This is a genomic window from Streptomyces kryoterrae (assembly GCF_054072135.1).
The window spans coordinates 7,242,069-7,266,886 of record NZ_CM133358.1 but is presented as its reverse complement, the minus strand read 5'-3'; the positions used below and the strand labels follow the sequence as shown (position 1 = coordinate 7,266,886).

19 protein-coding genes and 1 pseudogene are annotated in these 24,818 nt (G+C 70.2%); 12 read left to right on the top strand and 8 right to left on the bottom strand.

Annotation, left to right across the window (positions count from 1 at the left end):
• Positions 1-32: 32 nt before the first annotated feature.
• The 5 genes from ACW4TU_RS32270 (at position 33) to fabF (ending at position 5,010) form a co-directional block, all read left to right on the top strand.
• Positions 33-1,238 (top strand): PucR family transcriptional regulator, encoded by a 1,206-nt coding sequence (locus ACW4TU_RS32270; protein WP_457418917.1) that lies wholly within the window; start codon positions 33-35, stop codon positions 1,236-1,238.
• 89 nt (positions 1,239-1,327) lie between these two features.
• Positions 1,328-2,284 (top strand): ACP S-malonyltransferase, encoded by a 957-nt coding sequence (locus ACW4TU_RS32265; RefSeq protein ID WP_457418915.1) that lies wholly within the window; start codon positions 1,328-1,330, stop codon positions 2,282-2,284.
• Positions 2,285-2,298: 14 nt separating this feature from the next.
• The gene (locus ACW4TU_RS32260) at positions 2,299-3,294 is read left to right on the top strand and encodes a ketoacyl-ACP synthase III (RefSeq protein ID WP_457418913.1); all 996 of its coding nucleotides are present in this window, start codon (positions 2,299-2,301) and stop codon (positions 3,292-3,294) included.
• A gap of 83 nt (positions 3,295-3,377) precedes the next feature.
• Entirely contained in the window at positions 3,378-3,626 is a 249-nt protein-coding gene (locus tag ACW4TU_RS32255; protein ID WP_164407424.1) for an acyl carrier protein, read from the top strand.
• A gap of 112 nt (positions 3,627-3,738) precedes the next feature.
• Complete coding sequence (fabF, locus tag ACW4TU_RS32250; RefSeq protein ID WP_457418910.1) at positions 3,739-5,010, top strand: beta-ketoacyl-ACP synthase II; 1,272 nt, start codon at positions 3,739-3,741, stop codon at positions 5,008-5,010.
• Between the two features lie 68 nt (positions 5,011-5,078).
• Here the strand turns inward: fabF and ACW4TU_RS32245 are convergent, their stop codons facing one another.
• The gene (locus tag ACW4TU_RS32245) at positions 5,079-5,573 is read right to left on the bottom strand and encodes a DUF3145 domain-containing protein (protein ID WP_457418908.1); all 495 of its coding nucleotides are present in this window, start codon (positions 5,571-5,573) and stop codon (positions 5,079-5,081) included.
• Positions 5,574-5,844: 271 nt separating this feature from the next.
• On the opposite strand from ACW4TU_RS32245, the gene ACW4TU_RS32240 reads away from it, so the two are divergent.
• Complete coding sequence (locus ACW4TU_RS32240; RefSeq protein ID WP_457418906.1) at positions 5,845-6,747, top strand: SGNH/GDSL hydrolase family protein; 903 nt, start codon at positions 5,845-5,847, stop codon at positions 6,745-6,747.
• A 10-nt stretch (positions 6,748-6,757) separates the two neighbouring features.
• Positions 6,758-7,744: an aldose epimerase family protein gene (locus tag ACW4TU_RS32235; RefSeq protein WP_457418904.1), complete on the top strand. Its 987-nt coding sequence runs from the start codon at positions 6,758-6,760 to the stop codon at positions 7,742-7,744.
• 105 nt (positions 7,745-7,849) lie between these two features.
• On the opposite strand, the gene ACW4TU_RS32230 is transcribed toward ACW4TU_RS32235, so the two are convergent.
• Positions 7,850-10,345, bottom strand: coding sequence for a beta-glucosidase family protein (locus tag ACW4TU_RS32230; protein WP_457418902.1), 2,496 nt, complete (start codon positions 10,343-10,345; stop codon positions 7,850-7,852).
• A gap of 138 nt (positions 10,346-10,483) precedes the next feature.
• On the opposite strand from ACW4TU_RS32230, the gene ACW4TU_RS32225 reads away from it, so the two are divergent.
• Positions 10,484-11,755 carry a pyroglutamyl-peptidase I gene (locus ACW4TU_RS32225; protein WP_457418900.1) on the top strand — a complete coding sequence of 424 codons (1,272 nt, stop codon included), beginning with the start codon at positions 10,484-10,486 and terminating at the stop codon, positions 11,753-11,755.
• Here ACW4TU_RS32225 and ACW4TU_RS32220 read toward each other — a convergent pair.
• On the bottom strand, positions 11,728-12,552 hold the full coding sequence (locus ACW4TU_RS32220; protein WP_457418898.1) for an EI24 domain-containing protein: 825 nt from the start codon (positions 12,550-12,552) through the stop codon (positions 11,728-11,730). The two genes, ACW4TU_RS32225 and ACW4TU_RS32220, sit on opposite strands and share 28 nt — an antisense overlap.
• Before the next feature lie 127 nt (positions 12,553-12,679).
• Here ACW4TU_RS32220 and ACW4TU_RS32215 point away from each other — a divergent pair.
• Positions 12,680-15,271 (top strand): annotated as a pseudogene (locus tag ACW4TU_RS32215) (M14 family zinc carboxypeptidase).
• Entirely contained in the window at positions 15,268-16,455 is a 1,188-nt protein-coding gene (locus tag ACW4TU_RS32210; protein WP_457418896.1) for a serine hydrolase domain-containing protein, read from the top strand. Before ACW4TU_RS32215 ends, ACW4TU_RS32210 begins: the two are co-directional and overlap by 4 nt.
• Positions 16,456-16,534: 79 nt before the next feature.
• Here ACW4TU_RS32210 and ACW4TU_RS32205 read toward each other — a convergent pair whose 3' ends face one another.
• Complete coding sequence (locus ACW4TU_RS32205) at positions 16,535-17,563, bottom strand: NADP-dependent oxidoreductase (RefSeq protein WP_457418894.1); 1,029 nt, start codon at positions 17,561-17,563, stop codon at positions 16,535-16,537.
• Between the two features lie 112 nt (positions 17,564-17,675).
• On the opposite strand from ACW4TU_RS32205, the gene ACW4TU_RS32200 reads away from it, so the two are divergent.
• The gene (locus ACW4TU_RS32200) at positions 17,676-18,113 is read left to right on the top strand and encodes a MarR family winged helix-turn-helix transcriptional regulator (protein WP_457418892.1); all 438 of its coding nucleotides are present in this window, start codon (positions 17,676-17,678) and stop codon (positions 18,111-18,113) included.
• A 170-nt stretch (positions 18,114-18,283) separates the two neighbouring features.
• The gene (locus ACW4TU_RS32195) at positions 18,284-19,894 is read left to right on the top strand and encodes a subtype B tannase (RefSeq protein WP_457418890.1); all 1,611 of its coding nucleotides are present in this window, start codon (positions 18,284-18,286) and stop codon (positions 19,892-19,894) included.
• 186 nt (positions 19,895-20,080) lie between these two features.
• Here the strand turns inward: ACW4TU_RS32195 and ACW4TU_RS32190 are convergent, their stop codons facing one another.
• The 4 genes from ACW4TU_RS32190 to ACW4TU_RS32175 all read right to left on the bottom strand — a co-directional run bounded on the left by ACW4TU_RS32190 (position 20,081) and on the right by ACW4TU_RS32175 (position 24,737).
• Complete coding sequence (locus tag ACW4TU_RS32190; protein WP_457418888.1) at positions 20,081-20,860, bottom strand: SCO2400 family protein; 780 nt, start codon at positions 20,858-20,860, stop codon at positions 20,081-20,083.
• A 195-nt stretch (positions 20,861-21,055) separates the two neighbouring features.
• A complete protein-coding gene (yjfF, locus tag ACW4TU_RS32185) occupies positions 21,056-22,081 on the bottom strand; it encodes a galactofuranose ABC transporter, permease protein YjfF (protein ID WP_457418886.1) in 1,026 nt (341 codons plus the stop codon).
• The gene (locus tag ACW4TU_RS32180) at positions 22,081-23,202 is read right to left on the bottom strand and encodes an ABC transporter permease (protein ID WP_457418884.1); all 1,122 of its coding nucleotides are present in this window, start codon (positions 23,200-23,202) and stop codon (positions 22,081-22,083) included. Before ACW4TU_RS32180 ends, yjfF begins: the two co-directional genes overlap by 1 nt.
• Positions 23,199-24,737 (bottom strand): sugar ABC transporter ATP-binding protein, encoded by a 1,539-nt coding sequence (locus ACW4TU_RS32175; protein ID WP_457418882.1) that lies wholly within the window; start codon positions 24,735-24,737, stop codon positions 23,199-23,201. Before ACW4TU_RS32175 ends, ACW4TU_RS32180 begins: the two co-directional genes overlap by 4 nt.
• Between the last annotated feature and the right edge of the window lie 81 nt (positions 24,738-24,818).

Genomic DNA, 24,818 nt, shown 5'->3' with positions numbered 1-24,818 from the left:
ACGCTGCCGTCCTGATAAGGCAGTCTTGTTCCGTGCCCGAACCCGAATCCCACCGCCCCGAGCCCACCGCACGTCCCGCGCACCCGCATCCGGCGACTCTGAAGCGGCTGGAGAAGTCGTCCGGGAGTCTCGCCGCGCAGGCGATCACGCGTATGGACGAGACGCTGTCGTGGTACCGGGCCATGCCCCCGGAGAACCGTTCCTGGATCGGGCTGGTGGCCCAGGCCGGTATCGCCGCCTTCACCGAGTGGTTCCGGCATCCCGACGCCCCGCAGGCCATCTCCACGGATGTCTTCGGTACCGCTCCCCGCGAGCTGACCAGGGCGATCACCCTGCGCCAGACCGTCGAGATGGTCCGTACGACCATCGAGGTCATGGAGAGCGCCATCGACGAGGTGGCCGCTCCCGGCGACGAGTCCGTGCTGCGCGAGGCGCTGCTCGTCTACGCCCGCGAGATCGCCTTCGCCACCGCACAGGTGTACGCGCAGGCCGCCGAGGCACGGGGTGCCTGGGACGCCCGGCTGGAGTCGCTCGTCGTCAACGCCGTGCTGAGCGGGGAGGCCGACGAAGGGGCCGTTTCGCGGGCCGCCGCGCTCGGCTGGAACTCGCCCGACCATGTGTGCGTGGTGCTGGGCACCGCGCCCGACGGGGACAGCGAGCTGACCGTCGAGGCGATCCGGCGGGCCGCGCGGCACGCCAAGCTGCAGGTGCTGACCGGGGTGCTGGGCGATCGGCTCGTCGTCATCGCGGGGGGCAACGACAATCCGCTCGCCGTCGCCAAGTCGCTGATCGGGCCTTATGCCGCCGGGCCCGTGGTCGCGGGGCCGATCGTGCCCGATCTGCTCGCCGCCACCCGGTCCGCGCAGGCCGCCGCCGCGGGGCTCAAGGCGTGTTTCGCCTGGCAGGACGCACCGCGTCCGGTGCTGTCGGACGATCTCCTTCCGGAGCGCGCGATCGCCGGTGACCCGGGGGCGCGCGACCAGTTGGTGGAGGAGATCTACAGACCGCTGGAGGAGGCCGGATCCGCGCTCCTGGAAACTCTCGCCGTCTATCTGGAGCAGGCGAGCAGTCTCGAGGGCGCGGCTCGTATGCTCTTCGTTCACCCCAACACCGTGCGCTACCGGCTTCGACGTGTGACTGACGTCACCGGATGGTCACCTTCAGATGTACGATCCGCATTCACACTTCGGATCGCGCTGATCCTGGGGCGCCTGGCCGACGGGGATCACCAGCCCTAGGGTTTTGTCGGGGGTCTACAAAACCCCCTCCTGTTCTTCGTCCCTGTCCCCACGGGCGGCCGTGCCCGTACCCAAGAGAGAGTGTGAGAGTGCTCGTACTCGTCGCTCCCGGCCAAGGCGCTCAGACGCCCGGCTTCCTGACTCCCTGGCTCGAACTGCCCGGTGCCGCCGAGCGCGTCGCCGCGTGGTCCGACGCCATCGGGCTCGACCTCGCCCACTACGGCACCGAGGCCGACGCCGACGCGATCCGCGACACCGCCGTGGCCCAGCCGCTGCTGGTCGCGGCCGGGATACTGTCCGCCTCGGCACTGGGTGCCATGGGCGGTGACTTCACGCCCGGCGCGGTCGCCGGTCACAGCGTCGGTGAGATCACCGCCGCCGCCTTCGCGGGCGTACTCGACGACACGGCCGCCCTGACCCTCGTACGCAAGCGCGGGCTGGCCATGGCCGAGGCCGCGGCCGTCACGAGGACCGGGATGGCGGCGCTCCTCGGGGGCGACCCCGAGGTGACCGTGCCCCACCTGGAGAAGCTGGGGCTGACCCCGGCGAACGTGAACGGCGCAGGGCAGATCGTCGCCGCGGGTACGGTCGAGCAGATCGAGGCCCTCGTCGAGGACAAGCCCGAAGGCGTGCGCAAGGTCGTCACGCTGAAGGTGGCCGGCGCCTTCCACACGCACCACATGGCCCCCGCCGTCGACGTCCTCGCCTCCGCTGCCGCGTCGCTGACGCCCGGCGACCCGAAGATCACGTACGTCTCGAACAAGGACGGGCGGACGGTCTCGGGCGGCTCCGAGGTGCTCGCCCGGCTGGTCGGGCAGGTCGCCAACCCGGTGCGCTGGGACCTGTGCATGGAGACGTTCAAGGCGCTGGGTGTGACCGCGTTCATCGAGGTGTGCCCGGGCGGCACCCTCACCGGTCTCGCCAAGCGCGCGCTGCCCGGGGTGAAGACCCTGGCCCTGAAGACCCCCGCCGACCTCGACGCCGCTCGTGAGCTCATCGCCGAGTCGCTGACCTCGACCTCTGCCGCTGACGCGGCGGGCGCCTGAAAGGAGCCCGAGCAATGTCGAAGATCAAGCCCAGCAAGGGCGCCCCGTACGCGCGCATCCTGGGTGTGGGCGGGTACCGGCCGGTCAGGGTCGTGCCCAACGACGTGATCCTGGAGACGATCGACTCGTCCGACGAGTGGATCCGCTCCCGCTCCGGCATCGAGACCCGGCACTGGGCCTCCGACGAGGAGACCGTCGCCGCGATGTCCCTGGAGGCGTCCGGCAAGGCCATCGCCGACGCGGGGATCACCGCCCAGCAGATCGGCGGCGTGATCGTCGCCACCGTCTCGCACTTCAAGCAGACCCCGGCCGTGGCCACCGAGATCGCCGACAAGCTCGGCACGGCCAAGGCCGCCGCGTTCGACATCTCGGCCGGCTGCGCGGGCTTCGGCTACGGCCTGACCCTGGCCAAGGGCATGGTCGTCGAGGGTTCGGCGGAGTACGTACTCGTCATCGGCGTCGAGCGGCTGTCCGACCTGACCGACCTGGAGGACCGGGCGACCGCCTTCCTGTTCGGCGACGGCGCGGGCGCGGTCGTCGTGGGCCCCTCGCAGGAACCGCACATCGGTCCGACCGTGTGGGGCTCCGAGGGCGACAAGTCGGACACGATCAAACAGACCGTACCGTGGAACGAGTACGACAGTTCCGGCAAGTTTCCTGCGATCACGCAGGAGGGCCAAGCGGTGTTCCGCTGGGCCGTGTTCGAGATGGCGAAGGTCGCCCAGCAGGCGCTGGACGCGGCCGGGATCACCCCGGACGACCTGGACGTCTTCATTCCCCACCAGGCCAACGAGCGGATCATCGACTCGATGGTGAAGACACTGAGACTGCCGGAGCACGTCACGGTCGCACGCGACGTGCGCACCACCGGCAACACGTCGGCAGCCTCGATTCCGCTCGCGATGGAGCGGCTTCTGGCCACCGGCGAGGCGAAGAGCGGCGACACCGCGCTCGTCATCGGCTTCGGGGCGGGTCTCGTGTACGCCGCGACGGTCGTTACCCTCCCCTAGGCACCTCGCACCGGATCCTCGGACCCGGGACGGGGACAACCGCCAATCCTCTCTGGATAGATACACAAGAAGGAGCGCCTGCCATGGCCGCCACTCAGGAAGAGATCGTCGCCGGTCTCGCCGAAATCGTGAACGAGATCGCCGGCATCCCGGTTGAGGACGTCCAGCTGGACAAGTCCTTCACCGACGACCTGGACGTCGACTCGCTGTCCATGGTCGAGGTCGTCGTCGCCGCCGAAGAGCGCTTCGACGTCAAGATCCCCGACGAGGACGTCAAGAACCTCAAGACGGTCGGCGACGCCACCGAGTACATCCTCAAGAACCAGGCCTGACCAACGGGGCCGGCCCTTCGGCCGGCCCCCCAGCCCCGCCTCCCGGCGGTGGCGCCGTTCTCCCCGCCTGTGCGGGGGTTGTCCTCCCGTACCAGTTGGAGAAGGAATTCCCGTGAGCCCGACCAATCGCACCGTGGTCGTCACCGGTATCGGCGCAACCACACCGCTGGGTGGCGACGCGGCCTCTACCTGGGAGGGTCTGGTCGCCGGCAAGTCCGGTGTCCGTCCCCTGGAGCAGGAGTGGGCGGCCGAGCAGGCCGTCCGTATCGCCGCGCAGATCGCTGTGGAACCGTCCGAGGTCATCCCGCGGCCCCAGGCCCGCCGCCTGGACCGGTCTGCGCAGTTCGCGCTGATCGCCGCCAAGGAGGCGTGGGCCGACGCGGGCTTCACCGACCGGGCGGGCGAGGGCGAGGGCCCGGCCGTCGACCCGGACCGGCTCGGTGCCGTCATCGCCTCGGGCATCGGCGGCGTCACGACGCTGCTCGACCAGTACGACGTGATGAAGGAGAAGGGCGTACGCCGTGTCTCCCCGCACACCGTCCCGATGCTGATGCCCAACAGCCCCTCCGCCAACGTGGGCCTGCTCGTCGGCGCCCGCGCCGGTGTGCACACCCCGGTCTCCGCCTGCGCGTCGGGCGCCGAGGCCATCGGCTACGCCATCGAGATGATCCGCACCGGCCGCGCCGACGTCGTCATCGCCGGTGGCACGGAGGCGGCCATCCATCCGCTGCCCATCGCCGCGTTCGGCAACATGATGGCGATGTCCAAGAACAACGAGAACCCGCAGGGTGCGTCCCGTCCCTACGACACGGGCCGCGACGGCTTCGTGATGGGCGAGGGCTCCGGTGTGGTCGTCCTGGAGTCCGCCGAGCACGCCGCCGCGCGCGGTGCGCGTGTCTACGCGGAGGCGGTCGGCCAGGGCATCTCGGCCGACGCCCACGACATCGTGCAGCCGGAGCCGGCGGGGCGCGGTATCTCGGCGGCCCTGCGGAACCTGCTGGCCAACAACGACCTGGATCCGACGGAGATCGTGCACGTCAACGCGCACGCGACGTCGACGCCGGCGGGTGACGTGGCCGAACTCAAGGCGCTGCGCAATGTGTTCGGCGCGGATGTCGACCACATGGCCGTGTCGGCGACGAAGTCGATGACCGGGCATCTGCTCGGTGGGGCCGGCGGGGTCGAGACGGTGGCTACGGTGCTCGCGCTGTATCACCGGGTCGCGCCGCCGACGATCAACGTCGAGAACCTCGATCCCGAGGCCGATGCCGACATCGTGCGTGGCGAGGCCCGCAAGCTGCCGGTCGAGGGCCGTATCGCCGCCCTGAACGACTCGTTCGGGTTCGGCGGGCACAACGTGGTGCTGGCGTTCCGGTCGGTCTGACGGACACCGGTACAGAGGTGAGTACGGCGAAGGCCCCCACCATTGGTGGGGGCCTTCGCCTGCGGAAGTCACACCACCTGGTGCAGCCATCTCACCGGGGCGCCCTCGCCCGCGTATCTGAAGGGTTCGAGTTCGTCGTCCCAGGGTTTGCCCAGGAGTTTGGCCAGCTCGGCCTCCAGGTCCGTCTCGCCTTGCTGGGAGCGGGTGAGGGCGGCGCGGAGGCGGTCCTCGGGGATGAGGATGTCGCCGTGGATGCCGGTGACGGCGTGGTAGATGCCGAGGTCAGGGGTGCAGCTGTAGCGCTCGCCCTCGGCGGTGGCGCAGGGTTCCGCGGTGACCTCGAAGCGGAGCAACTGCCAGCCGCGCAGGGCCGACGCGAGCTTGGACGCGGTGCCGACCTGGCCCTTCCAGGAGAACTCGGAGCGCCAGGTGCCCGGTGCGGCGGGCTGGCGGATCCAGTCGAGACTGACGCGCGTGCCGAGGACTCCGGCGACGGCCCACTCGACGTGCGGGCACAGCGCGCGCGGCGCGGAGTGCACGTACAGAACTCCACGTGTCGTCACTGCAACCTCCGGACAGAGCGGGACGTCTTGCGAACTGACTGGGCGGCGGTGGCGGGCAGCCGCGTTGATGGCGAGGCTACCGTGCGACGGCGCAAGGAGTGTGACGTACCGTCGGTCCCGATGCCATGAAAAGCCCGCCATTCACCCAGGGGGACGCTTGTACGGGTGTGCGACGTTGCAGTGTTTGGGGCATTAGTTGTTTTCGGTTCGGGAACTGTCGTGCGTTGTCAAGGACGAGAGCCGTCGCACGCCGACCGAGGGGACCCGAAGGATGCGGAAACGAAGTCACCGTTCGCGGGCCGTCGCCGCCGTGGTGTCGGCGGCCCTGCTGGGCGTCGCCGGGTGTGACGCCGCCGGTGGCACGTCTCCGGCTCCGGACGGCACGCGAACGAAGGCGAAGCCGTCCGCCCGCCCGACGCCCGCCTGGGACAGCAGCCCGGCCTCCATGGCCGCCGTGGGCGATTCCATCACGCGCGGTTTCGACGCCTGTTCGGTGCTGTCCGACTGTCCCGAGGTGTCCTGGGCGACCGGCGGCGACAAGGACGTGAACAGTCTGGCCGTACGGCTGCTGGGGGCGTCCGGGGCTGCCGCGCGGAGCTGGAACTACGCGGTCAGCGGGTCCCGGATGGCCGATCTGCCCGCCCAGATGACGAAGGCCGCCGCCCGGAAGCCCGCGCTGGTGACGGTGATGACGGGGGCCAACGACGCGTGCCGGCCGTCGGTGACGGAGATGACGTCGGTGGCCGGCTTCCGGTCGTCGTTCGAGGAGGCGCTGCGGACCCTGCGTACGACCGCGCCCAGGAGCCAGGTGTACGTGGCGAGCGTGCCGGATCTCAAGCGGCTCTGGTCGCAGGGGCGGACCAACGAGATGGGCAAGGCGGTGTGGAAGCTGGGGATCTGCCAGTCGATGCTGGCCGACCCCGACGCGGTCGACGCGGCGGCGACCACACGCCGGGACGAGGTGCGGGACCGCGTGGAGGCGTACAACTCGGTGCTCAAGGAGGTGTGCGCCACGCATCGGCTCTGCCGGTACGACGAGGGCGCAGTCTTCGGCTTCGACTTCGGGACGCGGCAGCTGAGCCCCTGGGACTGGTTCCATCCGAGCCGCGACGGGCAGGCGCGGCTGGCCGAGATGGCGTACCGCGGGGTCACGGGCAGGAAGGCGGTGACCTAGGGTTTTCCGCATGGCCCACAAATATGAACTCTTCGGCACACTTTCCGACGGCACCCCCGTGCACCGCTGGACGCTGGAGCGGGCCGGGGTCCGGGTGCGTGTGCTGACGTACGGCGGGATCGTGCAGTCGGTCGAGGTTCCGGACCGGGCCGGGCGGCTGGTGGACGTGGTGCTGGGGTTCCCGGACCTGGCCGGTTATCTGTCGCACCCGGAGCCGTACTTCGGCGCGCTGGTGGGCCGGTACGCGAACCGCCTCGCGGGCGGTGTCTTCACGCTGGACGGACAGAGGTACCGGCTCGCGCGGAACAACGCGCCCAACTGCCTGCACGGGGGCGTCCAGGGCTTCGACAAGCGGGTGTGGGACGCGGAGCCGGTCGAACACGGGGTGCGGCTGTCCCGGGTGAGCCCGGACGGCGAGGAGGGGTTCCCGGGGCGCCTGGAGATCTCGGCGACGTACACGCTGGACTCGGCCGGGGCGCTGCGGATCGCGTACGAGGCGGTCACGGACGCGCCGACGGTGATCAACCTGACGAACCACACGTACTGGAACCTGTCCGGCCCGGCTTCCGGCAGCACGGGCGGGCACGCCCTGCGCATCGACGCCTCGCGGTACACGCCGGTGGACGCGGACCTGATCCCGACGGGCGTCGAGCCGGTGGCGGGCACCCGCTTCGACTTCCGTACGGAGCGGAAGGTGGGCGTCGAGTACGACCACAACCTCGTCCTCGACAAGGGACGGACAGTGGAGCCGGTGGCGGTCGCCGAGTTGTACGACCCGGCCTCGGGGCGGGTCGTGACCGTGGCGACGACCGAGCCCGGCCTTCAGCTCTACACCGCCGACCACCTGGGCGAGCCGTTCGGGCCCGGGCACGGTGTCGCCCTGGAGACGCAGCACTTCCCCGACTCGCCGAACCGGCCCGAGTTCCCGAGCACGGAGCTGCGGCCGGGTGACACGTTCCGCTCGGAGACGGTGTTCGGGTTCGGGGTACGGGGCTGACGGGCGCGGCGTTCGGGGTGCGCGGTCCGTACGGGCCGCCGGCGAGCCCCGGTCCGGGGGTCAGGTCCCGGGCCGGGGCCGGCTGGTGGGGCGGACTGCCCTCGGCTAGACCGTAATCGGCGCGGTGAGCCTGCGGTCGGTGATCGAGCGACCCACCTGGATTTCGTACGAACCCTTCACAAAGGCCCACCCGTTGGCGGACTCGTCCCAGATCTCGAAGACGCGGCGCGGGAGTTCGAGGGCTACTTCCACTGTTTCGCCGGGGACGGCCTCGATCCCGGCGAAGGCGGCGAGCCAGCGGGCCGGACGGTCGGGGGCCGGGGATTCCGCAAGGGTCGGTGCGAGATACGCCTGGACGACCTCGCGGCCCGGGCGCGCGCCCGAGTTGGTGACCCGGACGGTGACCGTCACCCCGTCGGTCCGACTCCCCTCCGCCTCGGCCGTCTCGTACGTCCAGTCGGTGTAGCCGAGGCCGTGGCCGAAGGGGTACGAGGGTGTCCTGCCCTCCTTCTCCCAGGCGCGGTAGCCGATGAACACGCCCTCGGAGTAAGGGAGTTCACCGTCGGTCGGGGTGACCCGGGTGACCGGGGCGTCGGTGAGCGCACCCCAGGTGGTGGGGAGCCGGCCGCCGGGTTCCCGGGCCCCGGTGAGTACGTCCGCCAGGGCCGCGCCGCCCTCCTGGCCGGGGAACCAGCTCAGCAGTACGGCGGCGACCTCGTCGCGCCAGGGCAGTTCCACCGGGGAGCCGGAGTTGACCACCACGACGGTGTTCGGGTTGGCGGCGGCGACGGCTCGCACCAGGTCGTCCTGGCGGCCGGGCAGTTGGAGGTCGGAGCGGTCGAAGCCCTCGGACTCGACGCGGTCGGTGGTGGCGACCACGACGACGGCGGTGTCGGCGGCGCGGGCGGCCTCGGCGGCCTCGGCGATCAGTTCGTCGGGGTCGCGCCGCGGTTCCTGGTGGCACAGGCTGAAGCCGACGGACTTCATCGCGGCGCCGTCGGGGAAGGTGACGGTGTAGGTGAGGGACACCTCGACCGGTGTGTCCGCGGTGAGCCGGACCTCGGCTCGGGGTTCGGGGTCGCCGAAGAACGAGATGAAGGGGTCGTCGCTGTCGGTGGTCTGGACGCTGTCGTAGTACGTCGTGCCGTCGACGGTGAGGACGAAGGCGCCGAGGCCCTTGATGCCGAAGGTGTGCGCGCCGGTGCCACGCGGAGTGAAGGTGCCGGTGAGTTCGACGGTGTGGAGTTGGTCGTAGGTGACGCCGTCGGGGAGGTCCGCGCCCATCCAGTTGATCTGGCCGCTGGGCGCGGAGCCGGTGCCGAGGACCGTGCCGGCGCTGTCGCGGCAGACGGCGCGCAGCACGAACCCCTTGTCGGCGACGGCGAGTTCGGTGTTCGGGTCGGCGCCGACGGCGTACGTCAGGACGCTCTCGGGGAGGGCGGCGGTGAGACCGTCGAGCGGGGAGACGACGCGGGCCGGGAAGACGGTGGCCGAGCCGCCGCCGAGGACGCGGGCGTCGCGGGCGGCGGCTCCGATGAGGGCGACCGTGCGTCCTGCGGGCAGTGGGAGGGCGCCCTCGTTGCGGACCAGGACGAAGGAGCGGTGGGCGATCTCGCGGGCCAGGGCCTCGCCGTCGACCGGTGCGGGGAGGTCGGTCTCGGCGACGACGGGTTCGGCGCCCGCCAGGATGCCGACGCGGGCGGCGAGACGCAGCACGTTGCGTACGGCGCCGTCGAGGGTGGCCTCGGCCACCTGTCCGTCCCGTACGGCCCGGGCGAGGGGGGCGCCGTAGACCGTTTTCGGGCCGGGCATGGCGACATCGAGGCCGCCGTCGATCGCGCCGGTGGTGGAGCGGGCGGCCGTCCAGTCGGAGACGTTGTAGCCGTCGAAGCCCCATTCGCCGCGCAGGACCTCGTTGACCAGGTAGCGGTGCTCGCTCATCGTCGTGCCGTTGACCGTGTTGTAGGCGGTCATGATGCCCCAGGGGTGGGCGTTCTCGACGATGGCCTCGAAGGGGGCCAGGTACAGCTCGCGCAGGGCGCGTTCGGAGACCAGGTTGTCCACGGTGAAGCGGTCGGTCTCGGCGTCGTTGGCGACGAAGTGCTTGACGGTGGTGCCGACGCCACCGGACTGGACGCCGTTCACATAGCCGGCGCCGATCCGCCCGGTGAGGTACGGGTCCTCGCTGTACGCCTCGAAGTGCCGGCCGCCGAGCGGGGAGCGGTGCAGGTTGACGGTGGGCGCGAGGAGCACGTGGACGCCCTTGCGACGGGCCTCCTGGGCCAGCAACACCCCTGCCCTGTGGGCGAGTTCGGGGTCCCAGGTGGCGGCGAGCGCGGTCGGGGAGGGCAGCGCGACGGAGGGGTCGTCGGCGGTCCAGCGGGTGCCGCGGACGCCGATCGGGCCGTCGGACATGACCAGGGATTTCAGCCCGATCTCGGGCAGCTCGGGCAGCGACCACATGTCCTGCCCGGCCAGCAGCCGGGCCTTGGCGTCCAGGTCGAGCTTGCCGAGAGCCGCTTCCACGGCGGCCTCACGTGCCTTGTCGTCCGGTACCTGAGATACCGGCGGTGCCTGGGGTACCTGCGGTGTCTCCGTCACGTGGGCGCCTCCTCGTCGAAGTGCATGAACGTCTCCCCGCCTCCCACTATGGCGTAGACCACTTCCGGCACGCGATACTGCGGCCGTCCGGCAGCACCCCACTGCTGTGTCCCCGCGGCGACGGAAGGCTGAACTCCCTTGAACTCCCCACGTGTTCGGATCGGCATACTCGGGCTCGCGCTGCTGGCGGGGCTCTCGGCGCCCGCCACCGCCTCGGCGGCCGACACCTCGGTCGCGCCCACGGTCGAGGAGCTGCGGCTCGACCGGGCGGCGCCGCAGGAGATCCTCCGGCGTTCCGGGTTCGGCACCGTGGCCCCGGCGTTCGCCCGGGCGCTCGGCGGCGCACGCTCGTACGCGGAGGCCCGCGGACTCGTCGTACGCCGGGGAGCCGCACTGTGGCAGCGGGCCGTAGACCGGGCGCAGGGGCGCGGGCCGGCCGGCGGCGACCTGAGCCGGGACGACGACCGGCCGCTGTACTGGGCGCGGCTCGGGATGACCCGTGAACTGCGGTTGTGGGAGCCGTCGTTCGGGGTGAGTGCCGCGCAACGGGCCGCGCTTCTGCATGAGTTGGAGCGGAACTCGCGCGGGCAGACGTCGATCCGCTATCCGTGCGGCGGGGCGCTGAAGCGGGTGCTCGTCACCGGGTTCGATCCGTTCACGCTCGACCGGGACATACGGATCTCCAACCCGTCCGGTGCCACCGCGCTCGCCCTCGACGGCACGGTGATCGAGACGGCGGAGGGCCGGGTCAGGGTCGAGACCGCGGTGTTCCCGGTGCGCTGGCAGGACTTCGCGGACGGAACGGTGGAGCGGGCGCTGAAGCCGGTCCTGCCGAAGGTCGATCTGTTCGCCACCGTGAGTCAGGGGCGGGTCGGGCGGTTCGACGTGGAGCGGACCAACGGGGCCTGGCGGGGCGGCTTCCCGGACAACGAGAACATCGGTCGGACGGAGACCGTGCCGGTCGGCGACCCCGCCTCGCAGCCGCAGTGGACGTCAACGACCCTGCCCTACACGGCGATTGTCGCCGCGAACACCGGGCGTTTCCCCGTGTACGACAACACGAGTGTGACCGAGATCCCGGCGGGAGGCACCGAGCCCGTCGTACGGGCGGACGGGCCCACCGACGGGTCGACGGCGCGGGCCGGGGGCGGCGGGAACTACCTGTCCAACGAGATCGCCTACCGGGCAACCCTGTTGCGCGACCGGCTCGGTCTGGGTGCCACGCTTCCCGGCGGGCATGTGCACACGCCGGTGCTGCAGTTCGGGACGGGCAACACCGATCCGGCGACCGGGGCCGTGACCGACCCCGAGTTCGTGCGGAACAGGCTGGACATCATCGCCCAGGTGCGGTCGATCCTGACCGTGGCCGTGGACGCGTCCGGTCAGGGTGCCGAGGCCGACGTCTCCTGATCGTCGAAGTCCTCGTCATCCGAGGAATCCCGGGACTCCCCGGACTCCCGGGTCTGCTCGCCGAGCAGGTCGCGGGCCATCATCGTGGCGCCCGCGACCGCGCCCGGCATCAGGAAGACGGCGACGAAGGGCACCAGGAAGGCCACCCCGAGCGGCGTACCGAAGCCCCACACGAGCGTCTTGCGGGAGCGCAACAGGGCGAGCCGCTCACGGAGTTCGACCCGGCGCCGCTGGAGGGCGACTCCGGTCAGCTCCTCGGTGAGGAAGAAGCCGGTGACGACGACGCCGATCACGGGTACGACGGTCTGCCCGACGACCGGGACGAAGCCGAGGGCGAAGAGGAGCAGCGCCCAGCACAGGGCCCGTACGAGGACCCGGAGGCTGTCGCGGGCCGAGATCCACAACTCCTTGAGCAGCGGCAGGCCCGACTGGGGGGCCGTGCCGTCGGGGGACACGTCCCGGTCGACCTTCTCGGAGAGGTTCTCGTAGAAGGGCTGGCCTATGAGGAGGGTCATCGCGGTGAAGGTGAGGACCGAGAGGAGCAGGGCCAGGACGAAGAGGAGCCCGGTGAGGAAGCCGCGGAAGATGCCCTGCCAGGGGCTCGACCAGTCGTCGGCGAAGGGCGTGGCCCAGGTGGTGAGGTCGGTGCCCCACAGGGCGAGGGCGGTCAGGGCGGCGAGGTAGAGGACAAGGGTGAGGAGACCGGGGAGCAGCCCGAAACCGTACTGCTTGCCGTGTCCGGCGACCCAGCGCTGGCCCTTCAGGAGGTAGCGGAAACCTGTCGCGAGATCGCTCATGGGGGAACTCTATCCGGGGCGCGTGATCCGTCCGGGGGACGCGTGGCGCGAAGGCCCTCTTGTTGGCATTGAGTCGGGAAGGTACATCTCGCGTACCGATCCCAGGAAGCATGTGGAGGAGCCAAGCGTGCGTCTCACAAGACCCGTTCCGCCGACATCGGTTCAACGGCCTGTTCTGCTCGCCGCCCTCGCCGCCACCACGGCGGGCTCGCTCCTGCTCACCCCCCTCACCGCCACCGCCGACCGCAAGCCCGTCACCCGTGAGGCGGCGGACAGCGAACGGTCCGCCACCAGCCCGGCCGGCGCCGCCACCCGCGCCCTCACCGCGCCCGTCACCGGCCTCGCCGACAAGGGGCGCGGCTACCCCCGCGAGCAGACCCTGTCCCCCGACCCGGAGAACCCGGCCGACAAGTCCATCAAGCTGGGCCTGACGCCGTATCACGCCATCGCGCCGAAGCTGAACGCCCTCCAGAGGCTGGGTGACCGGGTGAGCGTCGAGGTCGCCGGGCGTTCGGCGGGCGGGCACCGGCTGTATCTCGTCACGGTCACCGCGCCGGAGAGCGCGGCCCAGACGCGTGCCCAGGAGGGCATGCGTGAGCTGATCGAGAACGCGCCCTCGGTGGCCGCCAGGAGCCAGGCGGTCAAACGGAGTTACAAGGCGCCCGTGTTCGTCAACAACAACATCCACGGCAACGAGTGGGAAGGCACCGACGCCTCCCTGAAGATCGTCGAGCGGCTCGCGACCGCCACCGACGCCAGGACACGGGACCTGCTCGCGCACAGCCGGCTCTACTTCAACATCACCGCCAACCCGGACGGCCGTATCGCCGGCACCCGTGCCAACGCCAACGGGTTCGATCTGAACCGGGACTTCGTCACCTCCTCGCAGCCCGAGGGGCGGGCGATGCGGCAGATCGAGATCGACAAGCAGCCGACCGTCATGCTCGACCTGCACGGATACGTCAACGGCACCCTCATCGAGCCCACCACTCCCCCGCACGGCGAGAACTACGAGTACGACCTCTTCCTGAAGAACACCTACGCCAACGCCCTCGGTATGGAGGCCGCGGTCAACGGCCTCGGCTACACACCGGCGAAGGACGGCGTCGAGCCCGCCCAGATCCCGTTCCGTGATCAGGAGGAGGGCTGGGACGACTGGCCGCCGATCTTCACCCCGCAGTACGCGGCCTTCCACGGCACGGTCGCCGCGCACACCGTCGAGATCCCCATGACGGTCAACAACCGCGCCTACGACACCCTGCCGGTCGAGGAGTTGCGCCGCCGCTCCGCGATCAACGTCGCCGTGGCCGGCGCGGCCATCACGGCGACCCTCGACTACGTCCAGGATCACCGGACCTCGCTGGTCGCCGACCAGATCGAGGTCTTCCGGCGCGGCGCTTCGGGGGCCGCCCAGGTTCCGGTGTCGGCGGCGACCGTCCCGGGGGTGCCGGGTATCGGGCCGGAGGACGTCTACACGACCACCTTCCCCCGTGCGTACGTCATTCCGGCCGGCGCCCCGGCCCAGCGCTCCGCGCCCGCCGCCGCCCGGCTGGTCGACCACCTGCTCGCCAACGACATCAGGGTCACCCGCGCGAGCCAGGCCTTCCGGCTCGGCGGACGGACGTACGCGAAGGGGTCGTACGTCGTCGACATGCGTCAGCCGAAACGCGGGCTCGCGAACGTGCTCCTCGCCGACGGGCGGGACATCAGCGACAAGGTGTCGGTGATGTACGACATCTCGGGCTGGAGCCTTGGCCGGTTGTGGGGCGCGAGTGTCCAACCGGTCAACAGCGGCAGCCTGTTGGGGCTGCCCGTCCGGGCGGTGAAGACGGCGACGCGGGTCGGGTATGTCGCTCCGCAGGGCTGACTGCGGCTGCGCCTGGACGATCCGCGTGAGGTCGCTGCTCTCAACTCCCTGCTGCGGGACGGGGTTTCGGTACGGCGGGCAGCGGACGGCAGTGCGATCGTCCCGGCGTCGGCACGCAGGCGGGCGGTCGCGCTCGCCCGTACGTACGACGTGGCGTTCGACGCGACCAAGGCGACCGGTACGGCCGCCCTGCGTCGCACCCGGGTCGCGGCGGCCGTCACGCCCGGGGAGCTGTTCGCGCTGCGTGAGATGAACTTCGAGGTGACGCCGGTGTCGACGGCCGTCCTCAACGCCGGTTTCGACTGGGCGGGCGTGGATGTGCTGTTCGTGTCGCAGGGCGTGGAGTACGAGGGCCTGAACCAGGCCGCCCGTACGGCACTCGACGCCTTCCTCCGCTCCCGTGGGCTGGTCGGCCGGGGTGCCGAAGGGGCCGCGCTGAACTCTGCCGCCGGACTGCTGGCCGCCAAGCGGGTCGAGGGCAACGGGGACGCCAACGGCGTTGTCCGGGTGGTGAATTCCGGCCAGAGCCTCGTCACCGGCGGGGCGCCGGACCACGGGTTCGTCTACGCGCCCGTCTGGTTCACGGACCTGGGCCCCGACGTGCGGGTCGACCAGTCGTACGGGACCGGGAACCTTCTCGTCTCCGGGCACTGGCGGCCGTTGCCGGGCGGGTTCGGGGGTCCGGCGGCAGCGGCGGGCCAGGCGTCGGTGGTCAGCGGGCCGCACGCGGTGCTGTTCGGTACCGAGCCGCTGTTCCGGGATCACCCCAAGGGGGAGTTCGCACAGGTGGCACGTGCTTTGCTGACCGTGCCGACCGCGACGATCGGTACGTCGAGCGAGGAGAGCCGATGACGCAGGAGACCACCGAGACAGCCGGACGACTCGTCCGGGGCACGGTCGCCGAGGGCTTCGAGGCGGTGCGGGAGGAGTTCGCCGCCTTCGTCGCCGGTGAACTGCCCGACTACGAGGGCCAGTTGTGCGCGTACGTGCACGGCAGGCGGGTCGTCGACCTGTGGGCGGCCCCGGACACCGAGCCGGACGCGGGGCCGGACAGCCTCTACGGCGTGTACTCGTCCACGAAGGGCGCCGCCCATCTCGTGGTCGCCCTGCTGGTCCAGGAGGGCACCCTGGAGCTGGACCGCAAAGTCACCTACTACTGGCCGGAGTTCGCCCCGGAGGGCAAGGCCTCGCTGACCCTGCGCGACCTGATCGCGCACCGGGCCGGTCTGGTCGGCGCCGACGCCGGTTTCACCCTGGAGGAACTGGCCTGCGACCGGCTGATCGCCGAACGCCTCGCGGACCAGCGCCCGTTCTGGCGGCCGGGCACCGCCTTCGGGTACCACGCCCTGGTGATCGGCGCGTTGACCGGCGAGATCGTACGGCGCGCCACGGGCCGTACGCTCCAGGAGGTCCACGAGGAGCGGGTGCGGGTCCCGTACGGCCTCGGCTTCCATCTGGGTCTGCCGGAGGCGCTGGAGCCGCGCTTCCGTACCGTCCAGCCGATGCTGCCGACGCCGGAGCAACGGGAGTTGCTCGACTCGGTCCCCTCCGGACCGCACACGCTCGCGTCGATCGCGTTCAACCGCCACGGGGTGGAGCCCACCGACATCGAGTCACTGCCCAACCACCGGGTGGTCCGCGCCAAGGGTCCGGCGTCGGTCGGCGGGGTGGCGTCGGCACGTGGGCTGGCCGGGCTGTACGCGGCGGCGATCAGTGAGGTGGGCGAGCACGCGCCGCTGCTGAAGCCGGACACGGTCGCGGAGTTCGGCCAGTTCCACTCGGCCGGCTACGACCTGGTGGCGCGGACCCACAAGTCGTTCGGCCTGGGCTTCCAGAAGACCGCCGACGTCGCCTACCCGTTCCTGGGTGCGGGCACCATCGGTCACAGTGGCGCGGGCGGATCCCAGGCCTTCGCCGACCCGCACAGCGGCCTGGCCTACGGCTACACCCGCCGTCGGTACGCCTTCCCGGGCGGCGCGGCGCCGGAGAACGAGCGGTTCGTCCGGGCCGCGCACACGGCGGCGCTGCGCGGCTGAGCCACCCGTCCAGCGACAGAGGCCGCACCCCACGTCCGGGGGTGCGACCTCTGTCGTACCGTCAGAAAGGTCTGGTGGCTCAGAGCTTGACGATCATCTTGCCGGTGTTGTCGCCGCGCAGCACCCCGAGGAACGCCTCCAGGTTGTTCTCGATGCCCTCGACGACCGTCTCGCGGTACTTGAGCTCGCCGGAGCGGACCCAGGCGCCGACCTCCTCGACGAACTTCGGCTGGAGGTCGTAGTGGTCGTTGACCAGGAGACCCTCGATGCGGCCACGGGTGGCGATGAGGCGGGCGAGGTTCTTCGGGCCGGGGGCGGGCTCCGTGTTGTTGTAGACGGAGATCATGCCGCAGACGGCGATACGGCCGGCGTGCCTGAGGGCGCCGATGGCCGCCTCCAGGTGGTCGCCGCCGACGTTGTCGAAGTACACGTCGATGCCGTCGGGTGCGGCCTCGCGGAGCTGCGAACCGACCGGCCCGTCCTTGTAGTTGAAGGCGGCGTCGAAGCCGTACTCCTCGACCAGCAGCTTGACCTTCTCGTCGGACCCGGCGGAGCCGATGACCCGGGAGGCGCCCTTGAGCTTGGCGATCTGGCCGACCTGGCCGCCCACGGCGCCGGCCGCGCCGGACACGAACACCACGTCACCCTCCTTGAAGGAGGCGGTGCGCAGGAGGCCCGCGTAGGCGGTGAGGCCGGTCATGCCGAGAACACCGAGGTACGTCGACAGCGGCGCGGCCTCGGGGTCGACCTTGACTGCGTCCTTCGCGTTCACGGCCGCGTACTCGCGCCAGCCGAGGAAGTGCAGGACGTGGTCGCCGACGGAGATGCCCTCGGCGTTGGAGGCGACGACCTCGCCGACCGCCCCGCCCTGCATGACCTTGCCCAGCTCGAAGGGGGCGACGTACGACTTGGCGTCGCTCATCCGGCCCCGCATGTAGGGGTCCACTGACACGTACAGGTTCCGCACCAGCACCTGGCCCTCGCGGGGCTGCGGGACCTCGGCCTCGACCAGGGCGAAGTCCTCGGCCTTGGGCCAGCCGACCGGACGGCTGAGCAGGTGCCATTCACGGCTGACGGTGGGGAGGGCGGGGGTGGGGGCGTCGGACATGAGGGGGGCCTCCGGTGCGGCTCGGATGTTTCAGGCTCACTTGTTTCACTAACTGAAACAATAATGCTCCTGAATATTTCATGGTGTCAAGTAAAGAGGTAGCCTGGAGAGCATGGCCACACCGGAGAAGACCCGCCGCCGCGACCCCCTGACCCTGGAGGTCATCGACCTCATCGGCGCGGTCGTGGCCCGCTATCACGAGGAGTACGAGGAGGCGGCCACCCAGCACTCCCTCACCGGAGCGCAGGCCCGCCTGCTCAGCCTGCTCTCCCTGGGGCCACTGCCGATGCGCCAACTGGCGCGGAAGCTGCGGTGCGAGCCGTCGAACGTCACCGGGATCGTGGACCGGCTGGAGTCCCGGGACCTGGTCGAGCGCCGCCCCGACCCCTCGGACCGCCGGGTGAAACTGGCCGCCTGCACGGACGAGGGGCTCCGGGTCGCCCGGAGCCTGCGCGAGTCCCTGGACTTCGCCCGGGAGCCGCTGGCCGGGCTGTCCGACGAGGAACGGGTGCTGTTGCGGGGGCTGTTGGTGCGGATGGTGGAGGCGTAGCCGCAGAGATGGGCGCCGAAACAGGCGCGGGGCGGGCGTGGGGCGGCTTTACGTTCCATGAGGGGCAACTGTGCGTTGGCGATGAGTTGAACGAAATTGTTGACGATTTTGCCGCCACCAAATTACGTTCCTGAGCGCAGGCACACCCCTCACGGACCCCAGGAGTCATCGTGAAGCGCAGGACCGTAATCGGAGGACTCGGCGCGGCCGTCGCCGTCCCGGCGATCGCCACGTTCATGAGCAACGAGGCCATGGCATCCGGGACGTCCACATCGTCGGCATCCTCGTCCTCGTCCGGTGCGCTCGTCTTCGACAGGACCGCGTACACCGAGCTGACCACGACGATCACCACGGACGCCGGCGACAGGTCGGTGACGTACCACTTCTACAAGGCGATCACGTACGTCACGAACCCGGTCGACGAGAAGTACCAGAGCCTGAACGTCAGCGTCCCCGTCAAGATCGACGGTACGGCGGTCGACGCGACCCGTGCGCCCATCCTGTTCGCCAACTCGGTGGGCGGCTACCTGCCGTCGTCGGTCGCGGACGCGACCGGAGTGGGCGGCGCCGAGATGACCGGCACGCCCGGGGGCGGGGCGCCCACGGCGTCGGCATCCGCGTCCGCCTCGGCGTCCACCGGTTCGGGTGAGGTGGAGTCCGGCGGCAACGCCCAGGTGGACGGCCAGGGCGGGATGGTGAGCAACGCCAAGCTGGGGCTGGCGGCGGGGTACGTGGTCGTGGAACCGGGGGCGCGCGGCCGTACGCTGGTCGACTCGTCCGGCACGTACTACGGCACGGCGCCCGCCGCGATCGTGGACCTGAAGGCCGCCGTGAGGTACGTCCGCTTCAACAAGGGCCGCATCCCGGGCAACACCGACCGGATCGTCTCCTCCGGTACGAGTGCCGGCGGCGCCCTGTCCGCGCTGCTCGGGGCGTCGGGCGACAGCCCGCTCTACGCCAGGTACCTGAAGGAGCTGGGCGCGGCCGACGCGAGCGACGCGATCTTCGCCAGCGGCGACTGGTGCCCGATCACCGACCTCGAACACGCGGACATGGCGTACGAGTGGAACTGGGGCGCCAACAAGCTCGGTTCGGGGTCGCTGGTGGACCAGACGGTGTCGAAGGAACTGAGCACGGCGTTCACGGAGTACCAGGCGTCGCTGAAGCTCCGGGCGCGGGGGTTCGGCGCGCTGACGGCACGCAACCTGGACGACTACCTGCTGGAGACCTTCCTCCAGCCGGCCGCTACCAAGTACCTCACGTCCCTTTCGGAGTCTGCGCGTTCGACGTACCTGGCGGCCAACACCTTCATCACGTGGGCGGGCGGGAAGGCGACGTTCACATGGGCCGACTTCCTGACGCATGTGGGGGCGCGGAAGAAGGACACGCCGGCGTTCGACGCGTTCGATCTGTCCGCCGGGGAGAACAACCTGTTCGGGGCCGGGACGACGCAGGCCCGCCACTTCACGCTGTACAGCCTGCGGCACGAGGGCAGCGGCAGTGCGCGGCTGGACAGTGACCTGCCCGGGAAGCTGACGCTGATGAACCCGATGCCGTTCCTCGCGAAGCGGAATCCGTCGCGGGCGAAGCACTGGTGGATCCGGGTCGGTACGAAGGACAGCGACACGTCGCTGTCGGTGGTGGGGAATCTCGCGGCGAGCCTTGAGGGGTTGGGGGATGACGTGAACGCGGCGATGTACTGGGACTCGGGGCATGGGGCGAACGACGATGCGGCGGACTTCGTCGCGTGGATCGCGAAGGTGACGGGGTACAAGGGCTGAGGTGGGCCGGGGCTGACGGTTTCTCGCCCCCGCCGCCCCTACCCGTCCCGTCCCTCGGGGGCTCCGCCCCCGAACCCCCGTGTCGCGCTGAACGCGCTCGTCCTCAAACGCCGGACGGGCTGAATGGTGCGGGTCGGACTGGATGGTGTCGTCCGGGCCGCAAGCAACCTCGACCGGCCGGAACCCCTACGAACACCACCACAGAAACTGCTCGCACGTTTCCGAAGGTGACGGTTCCGGGGTCGGGTCCGTGGTGGTCGGGTCGGTGGTCGGGGTTGTCGAGTCCGTCGGAGTTGTCGAGGACTGCCCCCTCGTCGGGGTCGGTGCCGTGCCGATCGGCGCCGACTGGGCGTCCCTGCTCGTGGTCGGTGAGACCGACGGCGACGGTGATCCCGAGCTCTCCGACGCGGACGGTGATGCCGTCGAGGACGGGGACGCCGGGTCCGACGTGTCGTCGTCCACCGTGGCCGACTCGTCGGACAGGGGCGTCTCCGTGGCGCCGGTCCCCGTCGTCGCCGTACCGTCCGCCGTCTCGCCGTCCGCCGCCGTCGCGGTGTTCGGGTTCGAGCCCGGCGCGTCCGTGCCCAGCTCGGCGAGGCTCAGCCCGCCCGCCGCGAGCACGAAACCGGCGACGACGAGCAGCGCCCGCTTCCGTCGCCGGCGGTGTGCGGCGGCCTTGCGGTCACGCCGGCTGCCGCTCGCCTGCCCGGCTTCCCCGGCCTCGGCCTCATCCTCGTACTCGTCGGTGTCCTGCGCGGCCGGGGCAGCGGCAGCCACCTCGCGTCCGCGTCCGCGACCCGCCTTGCGGGCTGCCGCCCGTCCCGGACGGTCCGCCACCACATCATCCGTTTCCGGGCGCGCGTCGGCCTCCTCCGCGTGGCGGTGGAGGGGGGCTGTCGCCGAGCCGCACCCCGGGCAGGCAAGTGCGCCGTTGAGGTGCCGCTGGCAGTGCTGGCAGTAATCCATGACGCGGGAAGAATAGGTCCCCGCAGGGACCGTTCCTAGGGGTCTCTGTGAATATTCCGTACGGAACTTGCGTTTCGGGTTTGCCCAGTTGAGGTCAAGGCCGATCATTCCACGCCATCTCTGGCACGCCGGAGCGGTCCGTCGCACGGCGTACGCGCGACGAACCGCTCCCGGTCGGAGAGTCTCCCCGGTGGCTCAGGTTTTCTTACGGGCCGTCATGGCCCGCTGGATCAGGATGAACGCGCAGAGCAGCACACCGGTGGCGATCTTCGTCCACCAGGAGCTGAGCGTGCCCTCGAACTGGATGATGCTCTTGATGAGGCCCAGGACGAGGACGCCGAACAGGGTGCCCAGGACATAGCCCGAGCCGCCCGTCAGCAGTGTGCCGCCGATGACGACGGCGGCGATCGCGTCGAGTTCCATGCCGGTCGCGTGCAGCGGGTCGCCGGACTGGATGTACAGGGTGAAGAGCAGACCCGCCAGGGCGGAGCAGAAACCGCTCACCGTGTACACCGCGATCTTCGTGCCGCCCTGCGGGAGACCCATCAGCATGGCCGAGTGCTCGTTGCCGCCGATGGCGTACACCCGGCGGCCGAAGCGCGAGTAGTGCAGGACGTAGAAGGCGACGGCCAGCACCACCAGCGCGATGATCGCGCCGATCGACAGGAAGCCCACTCCCAGTTGTGCCTGCGCCTGCGCCATGCTGCTCACCGAGGAGTCGTCGATGGCGATCGACTCCTTGCTGATGACCAGGCACAGGCCCCGGAAGAGGAAAAGGCCGGCGAGGGTCACGATGAAGGGCTGGATCTCGAAGTTGTGGATCACATAGCCCATCAGGAAGCCGCCGAAGGCTCCGACGCCCAGCGCGATGGGGATGACGACCACGATGGGCAGACCCTGCTTCTCCACCAGCCATGCCGTGAGCATGGTCGTGAAGCCGATCACGGAGCCCACGGAGAGGTCGATGCCGCCCGAGAGGATGACGAAGGTGGCGCCCACCGCGGCGACCAGCAGGTAGCCGTTGTCGATGAACAGGTTGAGAAAGACCTGCGGTTCGCCGAAACCGAAGTTCTGGTAGCGGCCGAGGCCCACGAGGTACATCACGAGGAAGAGCGTGGCGGTCACCACGACGGGCAGCCGCCGGTCGCCGAGCAACTGCGCGGCCTTGGACGGCGTACGACGGTTGTCGGGAGCCGTGGGCGTCTTGGTGGTCGTGCTCATCACGACACCTCCATCTTCGGGGCTGCCGCGGTCGTCGGGGCGGTGTCCGCCGGGGTGGCGGCAGGTGTGCCGCCGCCCTTCGCGCCGGACCCGGAGCCGAACTTCCCTCCGAACTTCCCGCCGAAGACCTTGGTGCGGAACTTCGGGGACTGCAGCAGGCAGACCACGATGACGACGGCGGCCTTGAAGACCAGGTTGGTCTGGGTCGGCACGCCGATGGTGTAGATCGTCGTGGTCAGGGTCTGGATGACGAGGGCGCCCACCACCGTGCCGCCGATGGAGAACCGGCCGCCCAGGAGCGAGGTGCCGCCGATCACCACGGCGAGGATCGCGTCGAGCTCGATCCACAGGCCGGCGTTGTTGCCGTCAGCGGCGGAGGTGTTGGAGCTGATCATCAGGCCCGCGATGCCGGCGCACAGGGCGCAGAACACGTACACCATGATCTTGATGCGCAGGGACCTGATGCCGACCAGCCGGCTGGCCTCGGCGTTGCCGCCGACGGACTCGACCAGCAGGCCGAGGGCGGTGCGGCGGGTCAGGGCCACGGTGACGGCCACGACCGCGGCCACCACGAAGATGGAGAAGGGCAGCGTCAGCCAGTAGCCGCCGCCGATCAGCTTGTACGGCTCGCTGTTGATCGTGATGATCTGGCCGTCGGTGATCAGCTGGGCCACGCCTCGGCCCGCGACCATGATGATCAGGGTCGCGATGATCGGCTGGATGCCCATCCGGGCCACCAGGAAGCCGTTCCACAGACCACATACGACGGCTGCCACCAGGCCGATGCCCATGGCCAGGAAGACCCCGGACAGGGAGTCCTGGTCGGCCTGGTCGCTGATGTACGAGCAGGTCAGGGCGCCGGTGATGGCGACGACCGCGCCGACGGAGAGGTCGATGCCGCCGGTCGCGATGACCAGGGTCATGCCGACCGCCACCAGGATGAGCGGCGAGCCGAACAGCACGATCGAGACGAGGCTGCCGTAGAGGTGGCCGTCCGCCATCTTGACCGAGAAGAAGTCGGGGGTGAAGGGAACGTTGATCAGCAGCAGGACGACCAGCACGACCACCGGCCAGAACAGGTGATGCTGCGTCAGCGCTCGCCAACGGGGAGTGGTGGTCACTGGTGCTCTCCGCTCGCGATGGTCTCCAGGATCCGGGTGGGGGTGATCTCGGGCCCGTTGGCGATCTGGGCGACCAGCTTGCGGTCGCGCAGCACGCCGATGGTGTGGCTGAGCCGGAGTACCTCCTCCAGTTCGGCCGCGATGTACAGCACGGACATGCCTTCCTCGGAGAGCGAGACCACGAGTTTCTGGATCTCCGCCTTCGCGCCGACGTCGATGCCGCGCGTCGGTTCGTCCAGGATCAGCAGCTTCGGCTGGGTGATGAGCCAGCGGGCGAGCAGCACCTTCTGCTGGTTGCCGCCGCTGAGCCGGCCGACCCGGGCCTCCGGGTTGGCGGGGCGGATGTCCAGTGCCTTGATGTACTTGGCGACGAGTTCGTCGCGCTGGGCGGCCGGGATGGGCCGGGTCCAGCCGCGGGAGGCCTGGAGGGCGAGGATGATGTTCTCCCGCACCGTCAGTTCGGGTACCAGGCCCTCGGTCTTGCGGTTCTCGGAGCAGAACGCGACGCCGGCGCCGATGGCGGCGTTCGGGGCGCTCATCGAGACCTGCTTGCCGTCGATGGTGACCTTGCCGCTGTCGGGCTGGTCGGCGCCGAAGAGCAGCCGGGCGAGTTCGGTGCGGCCGGAGCCGAGCAGACCGGCCAGGCCCAGGACCTCGCCCTTCTTGATCTCCAGGTCGAAGGGGGCGACACCGCCCGTCCGGCCGAGGCCTTCCGCCTGGAGCAGGGTCTCGCCGACCTCGGCGTGCAGCTGGTGCTCGTGGAGCCCCTCCAGCTGGTCCATGGCCTTGCCGATCATGAGCTGGATCAGTCCGACCTGGTCGAGCTCGCTGACCAGGTGCTCGCCGACGAGGGTGCCGTTGCGCAGAACGGTCATGCGGTCGCAGATCTCGTAGATCTGGTCGAGGAAGTGCGAGACGAACAGGATCGCGACGCCCTCGTCCCTGAGCTGGCGCATCAGGCGGAACAGTTCGAGGACCTCGTCGCGGTCGAGGCTGGACGTCGGCTCGTCCAGGACCAGCACCTTGGTGCCGGTTCCGGCGCCGTCGCTGTCACCGGTGCCCACCGCCCGTACGATCGCGACCAGTTGCTGCACGGCCAGCGGGTACGAGGACAGGGGCGCGGTGACGTCGAGGTCGAGGCCGAGCCGGTCGACCAGTTCCGCCGCGTCCTTGCGCATGCGCGACCACTGGATCTGGCCGAAGCGGATGGGTTCACGTCCGATGAAGATGTTCTCCGCCACCGACAGGTTGGGGCAGAGGTTCACCTCCTGGTAGACGGTGCTGATGCCGGCCTGCTGGGCCTGGAACGGGCTGTCGATCCGGACGGACTGACCGTCGAGGGTGATCTTGCCGTCGTCGAGCGGATAGACGCCGGTCAGCACCTTGATGAGGGTGGACTTACCGGCTCCGTTCTCGCCCATCAGGGCGTGTATCTCGCCGGGGAAGAGCCGGAAGTCGACACCCGACAGAGCGCGTACCCCCGGAAACTCCTTGACTATGCCCGTCATTTCCAGGACGGGCCGCGGCTCTGCCATACCTCTCCTAATGAGGAGGCCACCGGCTTTGCCGGTGGGTAACTTCGTTCCGTGTTAAGTTGATTACGCTCTGCGAGGGGC

Bases quoted from the DNA above. Each gene is read 5' to 3' on its own strand.
- ACW4TU_RS32235 (WP_457418904.1), top strand. From the start codon at position 6,758: ATGGCCCACAAATATGAACTCTTCGGCACACTTTCCGACGGCACCCCC.
- ACW4TU_RS32200 (WP_457418892.1), top strand. From the start codon at position 17,676: ATGGCCACACCGGAGAAGACCCGCCGCCGCGACCCCCTGACCCTGGAG.
- ACW4TU_RS32240 (WP_457418906.1), top strand. From the start codon at position 5,845: ATGCGGAAACGAAGTCACCGTTCGCGGGCCGTCGCCGCCGTGGTGTCG.
- ACW4TU_RS32190 (WP_457418888.1), bottom strand. From the start codon at position 20,860: ATGGATTACTGCCAGCACTGCCAGCGGCACCTCAACGGCGCACTTGCC.
- ACW4TU_RS32260 (WP_457418913.1), top strand. From the start codon at position 2,299: ATGTCGAAGATCAAGCCCAGCAAGGGCGCCCCGTACGCGCGCATCCTG.
- ACW4TU_RS32255 (WP_164407424.1), top strand. From the start codon at position 3,378: ATGGCCGCCACTCAGGAAGAGATCGTCGCCGGTCTCGCCGAAATCGTG.
- ACW4TU_RS32210 (WP_457418896.1), top strand. From the start codon at position 15,268: ATGACGCAGGAGACCACCGAGACAGCCGGACGACTCGTCCGGGGCACG.
- ACW4TU_RS32175 (WP_457418882.1), bottom strand. From the start codon at position 24,737: ATGGCAGAGCCGCGGCCCGTCCTGGAAATGACGGGCATAGTCAAGGAG.
- ACW4TU_RS32220 (WP_457418898.1), bottom strand. From the start codon at position 12,552: ATGAGCGATCTCGCGACAGGTTTCCGCTACCTCCTGAAGGGCCAGCGC.
- yjfF (WP_457418886.1), bottom strand. From the start codon at position 22,081: ATGAGCACGACCACCAAGACGCCCACGGCTCCCGACAACCGTCGTACG.
- ACW4TU_RS32205 (WP_457418894.1), bottom strand. From the start codon at position 17,563: ATGTCCGACGCCCCCACCCCCGCCCTCCCCACCGTCAGCCGTGAATGG.